Here is a 15250-nt window from a genome sequence, read left to right as displayed (position 1 = left end):
CATGCTCCGTTCGGGAGTGGTCTGCGCGTGTCCTTGTCCGCGGCGGCCATAGGAAGGACGCCGTGTCCGTCGCGCCGACCCTGCGACGCCGCGCGCCGCTACGGCCCGGTACCCGCCCGCAGCCGCGTCCGGGCAACTACATTGAGCGACGCAGTGCAGGCACGGGCAGGGGGCAGGGGTTCCATGGAGCGCGAGGGCACGTACGGGCACGGTCGGGACGGGCAGGGGGCGCCGCCCGACGCGGCCGCCGCGGGGGCGCCGGTGCCCCGTCCGGCCGGGCCGCCCCCCGCGCTGCCGCCGCACCCGCCGCGCCCGGCCGCGGCCCCGCCGCCGCCCGACCGTGCACCCGCCGTGCCCGCCGCCGCTGCGGCCGCGGGCCGGGGCGCCGGCAAGGGCACGGCCGGCGGCGCCGCAGCGGCCGGCTCCGCGCTCACGGCATGGCTGCGCGTCCCGCGGCCGGAGGCCGGGCCCGGCATCTGGCGCCACGGCTACGTCCCGGCGGTGAAGAGGCCCGAGGGCAGCGGCCGCTCCGTGCTGCTCCGGGTCGTGATCGCCTTCCTCGTCGGCTTCGTCTGCTGGCGGCTGTTCCTGGAGGGCGGGCTGCCGTTCGTCGGCGCGCCCCTGCACTTCTTCACCCCCGCCGACTGGTGGACCCGGGAGTCCGTGCCCCAGCCGGTGGACCACCGCGGCCAGGCGGCCCTGGAGTTCTACGAGCTGCTGATCTCGGTCGGCATGTTCCTCTTCTTCGCCCGGCTCGGCGGCTGGCGGGCCGCCTTCGACGAGCACATCGGCGCCCGCGGCCCCTGGCCCCGGGCGCTGGCCGCCGCCGGCGGGGCCCTGCTGGTCGTGGCGCTGATCGAGAACGAGGTGCTGCCGGTCTACCCGCTCGCCTTCAGCCACCTGCCCTACCGGGAGCTCGGCGGCGTCGCCGGCCCCGTGGTCACCTACGCCCTCTACGCCCTCATCTACCTCCCCGTCCTCTTCGTCTTCGCCCGCCTCGGCGGCTGGGCGGGCCTCCTCGCCGCCGCCAGGACCGGGGCCGCAGCCCCCTCCGCCGCCGCGGCCGGCACCGTGGTCCCGGGCGGCCCCGACGACCCGGCCTCCTGGCCCGAGCTGCGCGCCGCCGGGCTCGAGGAGTCCGCCGACCGGCTCGCCGCCGAGGCGGACTCCGGGCGCATGAACGACGTCGACCACGCCCGGATCCGCCGGGCCTTCGCCTCGGTCCAGGCCGACCCCTCGCGCCGGACCGCCTTCGCGCAGTCCGTCCGGGACCACGGCGCGGCGGCCTGCGCGCACCCCTCGAAGGCCCGCGACCTGCCCGTGCGCACCGCCGCCCACGACCTGCTCGTCTCCCAGGTCCGGATCGGCCGCGTCACCGGCGCCGAGTCCAACCCGTACGGGCGCCGCGGGACCGGGCTCGCCCTCGAGCCCGCCGTCCTGGGCACCTCGGTGCTCGCCGTCGGACCCTCCGGCGCGGGCAAGACGCACCTGCTGGTCCGGCCGGTCGTCGAGTCCATGGCGCTCCAGGCCCTCGCCGGACAGGCGGCCGTGATCGCCGTCGGCGCCGCCGGAGCCGGGCTCGGCCCCGACGACGGCTACGACGTCGTGGTCCGCCCCGGAGACCCCGCCTCCGTCCACGACCTCGACCTCTACGGCGGCACCGCCGACCCCGACGAAGCCGCCTCCCTGCTCGCCGAGGCCTTCGTCGGCGACCTCCCCGGCACCGACGCCCGCCGGGCCGCGACCGCCCTCGCCCAGCTGCTCGGGCCGTTCCGGGCCGCGTACGGCCGCTTCCCCGCCGTGGCCGAGCTGCGCGAGCTCCTCGAACGGGTCCCCGGGCCGCTCGACGCGCTGCGCCGCACCCTGGAGGACGGCGGACAGCTGGCCATGCTGCGCGAGCTCGACGCGCGCGAGCGGCATTCAGGAGCCCCCGGCGACCCCGGCCCCCTCCTCGCCGACCGCGTCGGGCTCCTGGACCGGCCCGCCTTCCACGGCTTCTTCGACACCGCCGGCGGCAGCCGCCCCTTCTCCCTGCGCTCCCTCGAACACCCGGTCCGGGTCCGCATCGACCTGCCCGAGCGGGGCCACCCGGACGCCTCCCGGCTGCTGGCCCGGCTGCTGCTCGCCCAGTTCACCGCCTCCGCCGCGGCCCGCACCGACCGTTCCCTGTTCGCGTTCCTCGCCTTCGACGACGCCTCGCACACCCTGACCCCGCAGACCGTGCGCGCCCTGCAGCGGCTGCGCTCCGCCCACGCGGGCGTCCTGCTGACGCTGCGCACGCTGGACGACGTACCCGAGCAGCTGCGCACCCAGCTGCTCGGGGCGGTGGGCTGCCGGATCGCGTTCTCCGGGATCACCACCTGGGACGGCCGGCAGTTCGCCGAGGCCTGGGGCACCGAGCTGATCGAGACCCGGGACGTCACCAGCCGCCAGGTCTACGCCGAGCGCCCCATGACCCGGATGGTGCACGCCGTGCGCAAGCTCATCAGCGGCAAGGACGTGACCACGGACGCGGTGACCGTGCGCCAGGTGGAACGCGAGCGCTGGTCCGCCTCGGCCCTGGCCAACACCGTGCCGCCCGGGCACGCCGTGGTCTCGCTGACCACGGTCACCGGGGAGCGGGCGGCCCCGGTGCTCGTCGGCCTCGGCGGAGCGAGCTGAGCCGAACCGTACGGGGTGGCAGAATCGGGAGGAGCCGTTCATACGGCACGGCGAAATTCGCCCTCGCCGCTCCCGTTCCCTGTTCCTGCCGTTCCCGCAGCTCCTTCCCCCTTAAGGCCCCTGGTACCGATGCCGCTCACCCTCGCCTCACTCGTCCAGCACTCGGCGCTCAAGCTCAGCGTCCGGGCGGGGGAGGGCCGCCTCGACACCCCCGTGCGCTGGGCCCACGTCAGCGAGCTCGCCGACCCCGTCCCGTACATGGAGGGCGGGGAGCTGCTGCTGATCACCGCGATGAAGCTGGACGCCGAGGACCCGCAGGAGATGCGCGCCTACGTACGACGCCTCGCCGCGGCCGGCGTCGTCGGCATCGGCTTCGCCGTCGGCGTGAACTACGAGGAGGTCCCCGCCGCCCTGGTCGACGCCGCCCGCGCCGAGGACCTCCCGCTGCTGGAAGTGCCGCGCAGGACCCCCTTCCTCGCCATCAGCAAGGCCGTCTCCGCGGCGCTCGCCGCGGACCAGTACCGGGCCGTGACCGCCGGCTTCGAGGCGCAGCGCGAGCTCACCCGGGCGGCGCTCTCCGCCGACGGCCCCGCCGAGCTGCTGGCCCGGCTCGCCGCGCACGTCCAGGGCTGGGCCGCCCTGTACGACACCTCCGGCGCGGTGGTCGCCGCCGCCCCGGAATGGGCCGCGCGCCGCGCCGCCCGGCTCACCCCCGACGTGGAGCGGCTGCGCGAGCGGCCCGCCCCGGCCAGCGCCGTGGTCGGCGGCGCCGAGGACCGCGTCGAGCTGCAGTCCCTGGGCACCGGGCGGCGGGCGCGCGGGGCGCTGGCCGTGGGCACCGGCGCCCCCCTCGGCACCGCCGAGCGGTACGCCGTGCACTCCGCCGTGGCCCTGCTGACCCTCACCACCGAGCGGTCGCGGTCGCTGCACGACGCCGAGTCCCGGCTGGGCGCGGCGGTGCTGCGGATGCTGCTCGCCGGCGAGGCCGAGCACGCGCGCACCGTCGCCGGCGACCTCTACGGGGCCCTGCTGGACACGCCCTTCCGGCTGGTCGTGGCCGAGCCGGCGCTGCCGGGCACCGCCCAGCCCGAGGGGCTCGCGCTGCTCGCCGACACCGCGGAGTCGGCGGCCGGCCGCAGCGGTGAGGCGCTGCTCGTGGTGCCGGAGCCCGAGCGGCTGGTGATCCTCGCCGCCGACGGGGGCGCCGCCGTACAGGCCTGCGCCGACCACGCGGAGGCGCTGGAGTCGCGGCGTGGCCGGGATTCCTCCGGGCCCGAGCCGGACGAGCTGGTCATCGGCCTCTCCGCGCCCACCGGGGCGCCGGGCGTCGCCGCCGCGTACAAGCAGGCCGACCAGGCCCTGGCCGTGGCCCGGCGGCGGGGCCGCCCGATGGTCGAGCACGAGGACCTGGCCGCCGGATCGGTGCTCCCGCTGCTCGCCGACGAGGCGGTGCGCGCCTTCGCGGAGGGCACCCTGCGCGCGCTGCGCGAGCACGACGAGAAGGGCCGCGGCGACCTCGTGGCCTCGCTGCAGGCCTGGCTCTCGCGCCACGGCCAGTGGGACGCCGCCGCGGCCGACCTCGGGGTGCACCGGCACACCCTGCGCTACCGGATGCGGCGGGTGGAGGAGATCCTCGGCCGCTCCCTGGACGACCCGGACGTCCGCATGGAGCTCTGGCTCGCCCTGAAGGCCGCCGCCACCCCGAACTGACCGCCCGCCCCGCCGCCGTACGCGCTCGCGCCCTGCACGCCGTACGACCGGACCGCCTCCCGGGGCGCCGCCCGCACCCCGGGCCCCGCCCGCCGGCGAGCCGGAAGGCCCCGCCGCTCCCCGCCCGGGACCGAGGACGCGGATCGCGGCCCCGGAAAACCGACAAAGCGGCGTGGGGCGGCCGACGGGTACTCCACGGCGGACAAGCCGCGAACGCGGCCCGGAGACCTACCGTGGTGGAGACAAGGACCCGCACACATCCTGAAGGGCCGGGATTCGCATGACTTCCACCCACGCCTTCTGGCTCGCCGGCCGTCAGGCCACCGGCGAGGACAGCTTCGACGTCCACAACCCGTGGGACGGCCGTCTCGTCGGCACCGTCAGCGTGCCCACCGACGCCCAGGTCGAAGAGGCCGTGGCCGCGGCGCACGCCGTGACGGCGGAGTTCTCCGCGACCCCCGCCCACGTCCGCGCCGCCGCCCTGGACCACGTGTCCAAGCGCCTCGCCGAGCGCACCGAGGAGATCGCCCGGCTGATCTCCGCCGAGAACGGCAAGCCGATCAAGTGGGCGCGCGGTGAGGTCGGCCGTGCGGTGTCCGTGTTCCGCTTCGCCGCGGAGGAGGCCCGCCGCTTCAACGGCGGAGAGGCCCAGCGCCTGGACACCGACGCCGGCGGCGTCGGCCGCCTGGCCCTGACCCGCCGCTTCGTCAAGGGCCCGGTCCTCGGCATCGCGCCGTTCAACTTCCCGCTGAACCTGTGCGCCCACAAGGTGGCCCCCGCCATCGCCGTCGGCGCGCCGATCATCCTCAAGCCGGCCCCGGCCACCCCGCTGTCCGGCCTGATCCTCGGCGAGCTGCTCGCCGAGACCGACCTGCCGGCCGGCTCCTGGTCCGTCCTGCCGGTCGCCAACGACAAGATGCCGGCCCTGGTCAAGGACGACCGCCTCCCGGTCATCTCCTTCACCGGCTCCGACACCGTCGGCTACGCCATCCAGCAGTCGGTGCCGCACAAGCACTGCACCCTGGAGCTCGGCGGCAACGCCGCCGCCGTCGTCCTGGACGACTGGTCCTCCGAGGCCGACCTCGACTGGGCCGCGACCCGCATCGCGACCTTCTCGAACTACCAGGCCGGCCAGTCCTGCATCTCCGTGCAGCGCGTGATCGCCGACGCCTCCGTCTACGACCGCCTCGTCGAGAAGGTCGTCGCGAAGGTCCAGGCGCAGGTCACCGGCGACCCGTCCGACGACGCCACCGACGTCGGCCCGCTCGTCTCCGAGGCCGCCGCCCGGCGCGTGGAGTCCTGGGTCGACGAGGCCGTCTCCGCGGGCGCCAAGCTCCTCACGGGCGGCAAGCGCGACGGCGCCTCCTACGAGCCGACCGTCCTGGCCGAGCTGCCCGACGGCGTCACCCTCGCCTGCGAGGAGGTCTTCGGCCCGGTCCTGACCCTGCACCGCGTCGAGAACACCGACGAGGCCTTCGCGAAGGTCAACGACTCCAAGTTCGGCCTGCAGACCGGCGTCTTCACCCACAACGTCCAGACCGCGTTCCGCGCGCACCGCGAGCTCGAGGTCGGCGGCGTGATCATCGGCGACGCGCCGTCCTACCGCGCCGACCAGATGCCGTACGGCGGCGTCAAGCAGTCCGGCGTGGGCCGCGAGGGCGTCCGCTACGCGATGGACGACTACACGTACGAGCGGGTCCTGGTCCTCACCGGCCTCGACATCTGATCCGTACGGTCCCAGAACCGACGGCCGGAGCCTACTGTGCGGGGGCTCCGGCCGTCCCCCTTTTGCCCCGCGGATTCGCCCGCCCTGCCCAACCCGGCTTTTCCCGGGACGGCGCAGCGGGTACGACTCACAGGTAGCACCGGCCGGTAGGCCGGTCCCACCGACTCCGGCGGCGAGGTGAGCCCCCTCATGTCCGCAACACAGCCCGCACAGCCCAAGGTCACCGAGCGCGAGGCACGGCAGGTCGCGGAAGCGGCCCGGGAACAGGACTGGCGCAAGCCCAGCTTCGCCAAGGAACTCTTCCTCGGGCGGTTCCGACTCGACCTGATCCACCCGCACCCGCTGCCCGCCGACGAGGACGTCCGGCGCGGCGAGGCCTTCCTGGCCCGGCTGCGCGCGTTCTGCGAGACCGAGATCGACGGCGCCCGCATCGAGCGCGAGGCGCGGATCCCCGACGAGACCATCCGCGGCCTCAAGGAGCTCGGCGCCCTCGGCATGAAGATCGACCCCAAGTACGGGGGCCTGGGCCTGACCCAGGTGTACTACAACAAGGCGCTGGCCCTCGTCGGCACCGCCAGCCCCGCCATCGGCGCCCTGCTCTCCGCGCACCAGTCGATCGGCGTGCCGCAGCCGCTGAAGATGTTCGGCACGCAGGAGCAGAAGGAAGCCTTCCTGCCGCGCTGCGCGACCACCGCCATCAGCGCCTTCCTCCTCACCGAGCCAGACGTCGGCTCCGACCCCGCCCGCCTGGCCACCACCGCCGTCCCCGACGGCGACGACGCCTACCTCCTCGACGGGGTCAAGCTGTGGACCACCAACGGGGTCGTCGCGGACCTCCTCGTCGTCATGGCCCGGGTGCCCGCGTCGGAGAACCACCGCGGCGGCATCACGGCCTTCGTCGTCGAGGCCGACTCGCCCGGCATCACCGTGGAGCACCGCAACGCCTTCATGGGCCTGCGCGGCCTGGAGAACGGCGTCACCCGCTTCCACCGGGTGCGCGTCCCGGCGTCCCAGCGCATCGGCGCCGAGGGCGCCGGCCTCAAGATCGCGCTGACCACCCTCAACACCGGCCGGCTGTCCCTGCCCGCCATGTGCGTCGGCGCCGGCAAATGGTGCCTGAAGATCGCCCGCGAGTGGTCCGGCGTCCGCGAGCAGTGGGGCCGCCCCGTCGCCCGGCACGAGGCGGTCGGCTCCAAGATCTCCTTCATCGCCGCGACCACCTTCGCCCTGGAGGCCGTCGTCGACCTCGCCTCCCAGATGGCCGACGAGGACCGCAACGACATCCGCATCGAAGCCGCCCTCGCCAAGCTCTACGGCTCCGAGATGGCCTGCCTGATGGCCGACGAACTCGTCCAGATCCGCGGCGGCCGCGGCTTCGAGACCGCCGATTCTCTGGCCGCCCGCGGCGAGCGCGCCGTCCCCGCCGAGCAGATGCTGCGCGACCTGCGCATCAACCGGATCTTCGAGGGCTCCACCGAGATCATGCACCTGCTGATCGCCCGCGAGGCCGTCGATGCCCACCTGTCGGTCGCCGGCGACCTCATCGACCCCGAGAAGGACCTCGGCGACAAGGCCAGGGCGGGCGCACGCGCCGCCGGCTTCTACGCCCGCTGGCTGCCCAAGCTGGCCGCCGGCGCCGGCCAGGTCCCCGGCACCTACCGCGAGTTCCACCCCGCCGGCCACCCCGACCTCGCCCCCCACCTGCGCTACGTCGAGCGCAGCGCCCGCAAGCTCGCCCGCTCCACCTTCTACGCCATGTCCCGCTGGCAGGGCCGCATGGAGACCAAGCAGGGCTTCCTCGGCCGGATCGTCGACATCGGCGCCGAGCTCTTCGCGATGAGCGCGGCCTGCGTCCGGGCCGAACACCTGCGCGCCACCGGCGACCACGGCCGCGAGGCCTACCAGCTCGCCGACGCCTTCTGCCGGCAGTCCCGCATCCGCGTCGAGGAGCTCTTCGGCCGGCTGTGGAGCAACACCGACGACCTGGACCGCAAGGTCGTCGCCGGCGTGCTCTCCGGCACCTACACCTGGCTCGAGGAAGGAGTCCTCGACCCCTCCGGCGACGGCCCCTGGATCGCCGACGCCGCCCCCGGCCCGTCCACCCGGAAGAACGTTCACCGCCCCTTCCGCTGACCTGCGATGATCGCCGGGCGCCGGAGGAGGCGTACGGGACCGGCGACGGGGAATCGGATGCATGTGAACGCGGACAGGGAGAGCCGGCGGCTCGCCTGGTGCGTGGCGCTCCTGCTGCGCCACGCACCGGACGCCGTCGCCGCCGCCCTCCTCGGGCGGCTCGACGCCCCGGCCCGCCGCTTCCTGTGCCGCGACGAGCACCTGCCGGCCCACGCCGTCACCCTGCTGCTGCGCGAGGGCACCGACGAGGACCGCCGCACCGTCGCCCGCAACCCGCACGTCCTCGGCCGGCCGCTGCCCGGACTGCCCGGCCCCGCCCGCTACGCCCGCCGCCCCGGCCCCTCGCCGGAACTGCTCGCCACCCTCGGCGCCGAACTCGGCCGCACCCCCGCGCCGCCGCTGAGCGGGGCCGAGACCCTCGCCCTGCTGCGCCGCCACGGCCGGCGCCGCCCGCGGATACCGCTCGACGTGCTGGCCCTGGAGCACGCGCTCGATGCGGGCCTGCTGCTGCGCGAGCACGCCCGCGCCCCGCTGCCGCCCGGCTCGGTCGAAGCCCTGGTGCTGGTCGGCGGCCTGGACCGGAGCACCTGCCTCGCCCTGCTCGACACCCGCGCCCAGGCCGCGTACGGCCCCGACTGGCACCGGCCGGCCGTGCGCGCCGTCCGCGCCGGCCTCCTCACCTTCGACGAGCTCGCCGCGGCCGTCGCCCCCGCCCACCGGGCCCTGCTGCTGGGGCAGGTCCACGGCGCCGGCCGGCTCGGCTGGAACCTCGCCGAGCGGGCCGCGATGCGCTCCGCCCTGATGCGCGTCCTGCGTCCGGCCCTCGGCGACGACCCCCGGCTGTGGGCGGAGCTCGCCCGGCACGCCCCCGCCTCCACCGGCACCCTGCCCGAGCTCGCGGCCGCCGTGGCCGCCGGGCAGGCGCCGCCGCCGCGCCCGGGCGGCGGCGTACCGGGCCTGGAGCAGGCGGTCCGGGCCCTCGAGCCCGGCTCCCCGTGGCAGCCGAACGACAGCGTCGACCGCGAGCTCGCCCTCGCCAGCCTCTCCGTCCCCAACGCCATGGGCAGCCTGTACGAGGACATCCGCTGGGTCCGCGCCTGCCTGGACCGCGGCGTCCTCACCGGCGCCGACGTGATCGGGCACAAGGCCCCGGCCGCCTGGGCGCTGGACGAGGACCACTGGCTCGGCGACGTCGACCACCCCGACCGGCACGACCGCCCCCAGGCCGTCCTCGCCGCCCGCGCCGAGGCCGACCGGCTCCTCGACGCGGCCCTCGGCACCGACCCCGACGCCTGGTGGGCCGCCGCCCGCGCCCTGCCCGACTTCGCCGGGACCCTGCCCGAGCTGCTCGCCGGGGCCGTCCACGGGGACTGGGTGTTCGACCGCTCCCGGTGAGCGGCAACAATGGGGGGATGAGCGACAGTCCAGCCCCCCTCGCCGATCCGCACCTCCTCTTCGACGCCGCGGCCGGCCGCCGGGACATCGTCATCCTCGGCTCCACCGGGTCCATCGGGACCCAGGCCATCGACCTGGCCCTGCGCAACCCGGACCGGTTCCGGGTCACCGCGCTGTCCGCCGCCGGCGGGCGCGTGGAGCTGCTGGCCGAGCAGGCCCGCCTCCTGCGGGTCGGGGCGGTGGCCGTGGCCCGCGAGGACGCCGTACCGGCCCTGAAGGAGGCGCTGAGCGCCCGGTACGGGGCGTCCGAGCCGCTGCCCGAGATCCTGGCCGGGCCCGACGCGGCGGCCGAGCTGGCCGCCTCCGAGTGCCACACCGTCCTCAACGGCATCACCGGCTCCATCGGCCTCGCGCCCACCCTCGCCGCGCTGCGGGCGGGCCGGACCCTGGCCCTGGCCAACAAGGAGTCGCTGATCGTCGGCGGCCCGCTGGTCAAGGCCCTCGCGCAGCCCGGCCAGATCATCCCGGTCGACTCCGAGCACGCCGCGCTCTTCCAGGCGCTGGCCGCCGGGACCCGGGCCGACGTGCGCAAGCTGGTGGTCACCGCCTCCGGCGGGCCCTTCCGCGGCCGGACCCGCGCCGAGCTCGCGCACGTCACCGTCGAGGACGCCCTCGCGCACCCCACCTGGGCCATGGGCCCGGTCATCACCGTCAACTCGGCCACGCTGGTGAACAAGGGGCTGGAGGTCATCGAGGCGCACCTGCTGTACGACATCCCCTTCGACCGCATCGAGGTCGTCGTCCACCCGCAGTCCTACGTCCACTCGATGGTGGAGTTCTCCGACGGCTCCACCCTCGCCCAGGCCACCCCGCCGGACATGCGCGGCCCCATCGCCATCGGCCTCGGCTGGCCGCAGCGCGTCCCGGACGCGGCCCCCGCCTTCGACTGGACCAAGGCCTCCACCTGGGAGTTCTTCCCGCTCGACACCGAGGCCTTCCCCTCGGTGGGCCTGGCCCGGCACGTGGGCACCCTCGGCTCCACCGCCCCGGCCGTCTTCAATGCGGCGAACGAGGAGTGCGTGGACGCCTTCCTGGCCGGTCGGCTGCCGTTCACAGCAATCATGGATACGGTCTCTGCCGTGGTCGATGAACACGGGACGCCGGACGCGGGAACCTCCCTGACGGTCGCGGACGTCCTCGAGGCGGAGACCTGGGCCAGGGCCCGGGCACGGGAGATGGCGGCCAGGGCCGCCGTGGAGGCGCACGCATGACAGCACTCATGACGGTGCTCGGCATACTCATCTTCGTATTCGGGCTGCTCGTCTCCATCGCCTGGCACGAGCTCGGCCACCTCTCCACGGCCAAGCTCTTCGGCATCCGCGTGCCCCAGTACATGGTCGGCTTCGGCCCGACGATCTGGTCGCGGCACAAGGGCGAGACCGAGTACGGCATCAAGGCCATCCCGATGGGCGGCTACATCCGCATGATCGGGATGTTCCCGCCCGGCGAGGACGGCAAGGTCACCGCCCGGTCGACCTCGCCGTTCCGGTCGATGATCGAGGACGCCCGCTCGGCGGCGTACGAGGAGCTCCAGCCCGGCGACGAAACCCGGCTGTTCTACACGCGCAAGCCGTGGAAGCGCGTGATCGTGATGTTCGCCGGCCCGTTCATGAACCTGGTGCTCGCCCTCGCGGTCTTCTTCGGCGTCTGGATGACCTTCGGCGTCAACCGGACGACCACCGAGATCGCCGGCGTCTCGCCCTGCGTCATCCAGCAGAGCGAGAAGCGCGAGGTCTGCAAGGCCGGCGACCCCGTCGCCCCCGCCAAGGCCGCCGGGCTGCGCGAGGGCGACCGGATCGTCGCCTTCAACGGCCGCGCCGTCACCGACTGGTCCGCCCTGCAAAAGCGCATCCGCGACACCATCGGCCCCGCCACCGTGACCATCGAGCGCGACGGGCACAGGCAGACCCTGCCGGTCACCCTCGTCGAGAACCGGGTCGCCAAGACCGACGGCCACGGCGGGTACGTCAAGGGGCAGTACGTGAGCGCGGGCTGGCTCGGCTTCAGCCCGAAGAACGAGACCGCCGCCCTGACGTTCGGCCAGTCCGTCACCCGCATGGGTGAGGAGGTGGACCGGAGCGTCGACGGGCTGCTCCAGCTCCCCGCCAAGATCCCGGCGCTGTGGAACGCGGCCTTCAACGGCGCCGAGCGCCAACCCGACTCCCCGATGGGCATCGTCGGCGCCGCCCGGATCGGCGGCGAGATCGCCGCCCTGGACATCCCCGCCACCGAGCGCCTGGTCTTCTTCCTCCAGCTCCTCGGCTACTTCAACCTCGCCCTGTTCCTGTTCAACGTGCTGCCGCTGCTGCCGCTGGACGGCGGGCACATCGCCGGCGCCCTGTGGGAGTCGGTCCGGCGGCACGTGGCGCGCGTCTTCCGCCGCCCCGACCCCGGCCCGTTCGACGTGGCCAAGCTGATGCCCGCCGCGTACGTGGTGGCCGGCGTGTTCGTCTGCTTCACGCTGCTCGTGCTCGTCGCCGACGTGGTGAACCCCATCACGATCACCTGACAGCGGGCGCAGCGCGCCACACGGGGAGCCGGGCACGGATCGTGCCCGGCTCCCTACGTTCGGGTGTCGTGCACCCCTCGGATGCAGGGCCCGCGCCGGGCTTGCCGTAACCTCGAAGGCCGGAGCCCGCCGATCTCGGGACCTTGATCCACACCTTGGGGTTGCACAGCAGATGACTGCCATCTCTCTCGGAATGCCGTCCGTGCCGACGAAGCTCGCCGACCGCAGGGTCAGCCGCAAGATCCAGGTCGGCTCGGTGGCCGTCGGTGGCGACGCACCCGTCTCGGTGCAGTCGATGACCACCACCCGTACCTCGGACATCGGCGCCACGCTCCAGCAGATCGCCGAGCTGACCGCCGCCGGCTGCGAGATCGTCCGCGTGGCCTGCCCGACCCAGGACGACGCCGACGCCCTCGCCGTCATCGCGAAGAAGTCGCAGATCCCGGTCATCGCCGACATCCACTTCCAGCCCAAGTACGTCTTCGCCGCCATCGACGCGGGCTGCGCCGCCGTCCGCGTCAACCCGGGCAACATCAAGCAGTTCGACGACAAGGTCAAGGAGATCGCCAAGGCCGCGGGCGACGCGGGCACCCCGATCCGCATCGGCGTCAACGCCGGCTCCCTCGACCGCCGCCTGCTCCAGAAGTACGGCAAGGCCACCCCCGAGGCCCTCGTCGAGTCCGCGCTGTGGGAGGCCTCCCTCTTCGAGGAGCACGGCTTCCGCGACATCAAGATCTCGGTCAAGCACAACGACCCGGTGGTCATGGTCAACGCCTACCGCCAGCTCGCCGCGGCCTGCGACTACCCGCTGCACCTCGGCGTCACCGAGGCCGGCCCCGCCTTCCAGGGCACCATCAAGTCCGCCGTCGCCTTCGGCGCGCTGCTCGCCGAGGGCATCGGCGACACCATCCGCGTCTCCCTCTCGGCCCCGCCGGTCGAGGAGGTCAAGGTCGGCCGGCAGATCCTGGAGTCGCTGAACCTCAAGCCGCGCCGCCTGGAGATCGTCTCCTGCCCGTCCTGCGGCCGCGCCCAGGTCGACGTGTACAAGCTGGCCGAGGAGGTCACCGCGGGCCTGACCGGCATGGAGGTCCCGCTGCGCGTCGCCGTCATGGGCTGCGTCGTCAACGGCCCCGGCGAGGCCCGCGAGGCCGACCTCGGCGTCGCCTCCGGCAACGGCAAGGGCCAGATCTTCGTCAAGGGCGAGGTCATCAAGACCGTCCCCGAGTCGAAGATCGTGGAGACCCTCATCGAGGAGGCGCTGAAGATCGCCGAGCAGATGGAGAAGGACGGCGTCGCCTCCGGCGAGCCGACCGTCGCCATCGGCGTCTGAGCTCCCGGGCGCCCCGCAGCCCCGGCCCCGGCCCCGTTCCCGCAGTTCGCGGGCGGGGCCGGGGCTCTTTCGTGACCCGGGCAACCGGGCATCCTCCGCGCCCTGCGGGTACAGTTCGACAGATCAGCAGCCCTGCATGTGAGGCCCCCGTGTTGACGCAGACCACCACCCGGGTCCTTGAGCCCGGCGATCTCGACGCCGCCCTCGCCGTCCTCGGACGCGAGCCGGTCGAGAACGCCTTCGTCACCTCCCGGGTCCAGGTCGCCGGCCTCGACCCCTGGCGCCTGGGCGGCGAGATGTGGGGCTACTACGCCGACGGCGAGCTGCGCTCCCTGTGCTACGCGGGCGCCAACCTCGTCCCCGTCTGCGCCGGCCCCGACGCCGTGCGCGCCTTCGCCGACCGGGCCCGCCGCACCGGACGCCGCTGCTCCTCCATCGTCGGCCCCGCCGAGGCCACCCGGCTGCTGTGGCGGCTCCTGGAGCCCAGCTGGGGCCCGGCCCGCGAGGTCCGCTCCCACCAGCCCCTCATGGTCACCGAGCAACCCTCCGCCGAGGTGCGGCCCGACCCGCTGGTGCGCCGGATCCGCAAGGACGAGATGGAGCTGATCATGCCCGCCTGCGTGGCCATGTTCACGGAGGAGGTCGGCGTCTCGCCGCTGGCCGGCGACGGCGGCCTGCTCTACCAGGCCCGCGTCGCCGAGCTGGTCGGATCCGGCCGCTCCTTCGCCCGCGTCGAGGACGGCAAGGTCGTCTTCAAGGCCGAGATCGGCGCCGCCACCGCCAGCGCCTGCCAGATCCAGGGCGTCTGGGTGGCCCCCGAGTTCCGCGGCCGCGGACACTCCGAGACCGGAATGGCCGCCGTCGTCGAGTTCGCCCTGCGCGACGTCGCGCCCGTGGTCAGCCTCTACGTCAACGACTACAACACCGCGGCGCGGGCCGCCTACCGCCGGGTGGGCTTCCGCGAGGTCGGCGCGTTCACGAGCGTACTGTTCTGACCCTCCGCCTGGCGGGTCCCGCCTCCGGCCGTCCCTTCCGGCCACCCCCCGGCGTCCTGTTCCCGCGCCCGCCGGCCCCCCTGCCGCCCCCGCGGCATACCGGCGGCACCGGCCGACCAGTAAGGTCGCGGCATGCTGTCTACCCCCGCGGGCGACGACCCCGCCCGGCCCGCCGGACTGAGCATCGGCCCCCTCGACCTCGCCGCCCGCGTGGACGAGGCCCTGCGCGTGCAGGCCGTGGCCTTCGGGCTCAGCGAGGAGGAGGTCGGCATCCGGCGCTACATCGTCCAGCGCCACATGACCTGCCGCGGGGCCCGGGCGCTCGGCGCCTTCACCGACGACGGGGCGCTCGCCGGATTCGTGTACGGGATGCCGAACGACCGCGCGTACTGGTGGTCCTCGGTCGTCGAACCGTACCTGCGGGCCGAGGGGCAGGACGGCTGGCTCGACGACTCCTTCGTGATCACCGAGCTGCACGTCCACCCCGGCTTCCAGGGCTGCGGCGTCGGCCGCGCCCTGATCACCCGCATCACCGACAGCGCCGAGGAGAAGCGCTCGATCCTCTCCGCCATCGACGCCGAGAGCCCCGCCCGCCGGCTCTACCGCGCCCTCGGCTACACCGACCTCGCCCGCCAGGTGCACTTCCCGAGCGCCAGCCTGCCGTACGCCGTCATGGGCGCCCCGCTGCCGCTGCCGCGGCCCTGAATTCGTTTCGGGGCCGCCCGCCCGGG

Annotated in this window: 10 protein-coding genes; all 10 read left to right on the top strand. The window is 74.7% G+C overall.

The genetic code is table 11. The features are described 5' to 3' along the window. Positions 1–183: 183 nt before the first annotated feature. The 10 genes from AB0953_RS25725 (at position 184) to AB0953_RS25680 (ending at position 15224) form a co-directional block, all read left to right on the top strand. Entirely contained in the window at positions 184–2661 is a 2478-nt protein-coding gene (locus AB0953_RS25725) for an ATP/GTP-binding protein (protein ID WP_366861937.1), read from the top strand. Between the two features lie 129 nt (positions 2662–2790). Continuing rightward, the gene (locus AB0953_RS25720; protein WP_366861936.1) at positions 2791–4371 is read left to right on the top strand and encodes a PucR family transcriptional regulator; all 1581 of its coding nucleotides are present in this window, start codon (positions 2791–2793) and stop codon (positions 4369–4371) included. Positions 4372–4651: 280 nt separating this feature from the next. Continuing rightward, entirely contained in the window at positions 4652–6097 is a 1446-nt protein-coding gene (locus tag AB0953_RS25715) for an aldehyde dehydrogenase family protein (RefSeq protein ID WP_366861935.1), read from the top strand. A gap of 189 nt (positions 6098–6286) precedes the next feature. Next, positions 6287–8230 (top strand): acyl-CoA dehydrogenase family protein, encoded by a 1944-nt coding sequence (locus tag AB0953_RS25710; protein ID WP_366861934.1) that lies wholly within the window; start codon positions 6287–6289, stop codon positions 8228–8230. A gap of 63 nt (positions 8231–8293) precedes the next feature. After that, positions 8294–9625, top strand: coding sequence for a hypothetical protein (locus AB0953_RS25705; RefSeq protein WP_366861933.1), 1332 nt, complete (start codon positions 8294–8296; stop codon positions 9623–9625). A 17-nt stretch (positions 9626–9642) separates the two neighbouring features. Continuing rightward, positions 9643–10896, top strand: coding sequence for a 1-deoxy-D-xylulose-5-phosphate reductoisomerase (gene dxr, locus AB0953_RS25700; RefSeq protein WP_366861932.1), 1254 nt, complete (start codon positions 9643–9645; stop codon positions 10894–10896). Then, the gene (locus AB0953_RS25695) at positions 10893–12194 is read left to right on the top strand and encodes a site-2 protease family protein (RefSeq protein ID WP_366861931.1); all 1302 of its coding nucleotides are present in this window, start codon (positions 10893–10895) and stop codon (positions 12192–12194) included. Before dxr ends, AB0953_RS25695 begins: the two co-directional genes overlap by 4 nt. 172 nt (positions 12195–12366) lie before the next feature. Beyond that, the gene (ispG, locus tag AB0953_RS25690; RefSeq protein WP_366861930.1) at positions 12367–13524 is read left to right on the top strand and encodes a flavodoxin-dependent (E)-4-hydroxy-3-methylbut-2-enyl-diphosphate synthase; all 1158 of its coding nucleotides are present in this window, start codon (positions 12367–12369) and stop codon (positions 13522–13524) included. Between the two features lie 152 nt (positions 13525–13676). After that, entirely contained in the window at positions 13677–14519 is an 843-nt protein-coding gene (locus tag AB0953_RS25685; protein ID WP_366862021.1) for a GNAT family N-acetyltransferase, read from the top strand. A gap of 132 nt (positions 14520–14651) precedes the next feature. After that, entirely contained in the window at positions 14652–15224 is a 573-nt protein-coding gene (locus AB0953_RS25680; protein WP_366861929.1) for a GNAT family N-acetyltransferase, read from the top strand. The last annotated feature ends 26 nt before the right edge of the window (positions 15225–15250 follow it).

It is taken from the genome of Streptomyces sp. NPDC046866 (genome assembly GCF_040704625.1).
Classification (GTDB): Bacteria; Actinomycetota; Actinomycetes; order Streptomycetales; family Streptomycetaceae; genus Streptomyces.
Note: the sequence above shows the minus strand (reverse complement) of the source record. Positions and strands in the feature narration are given on the sequence as shown.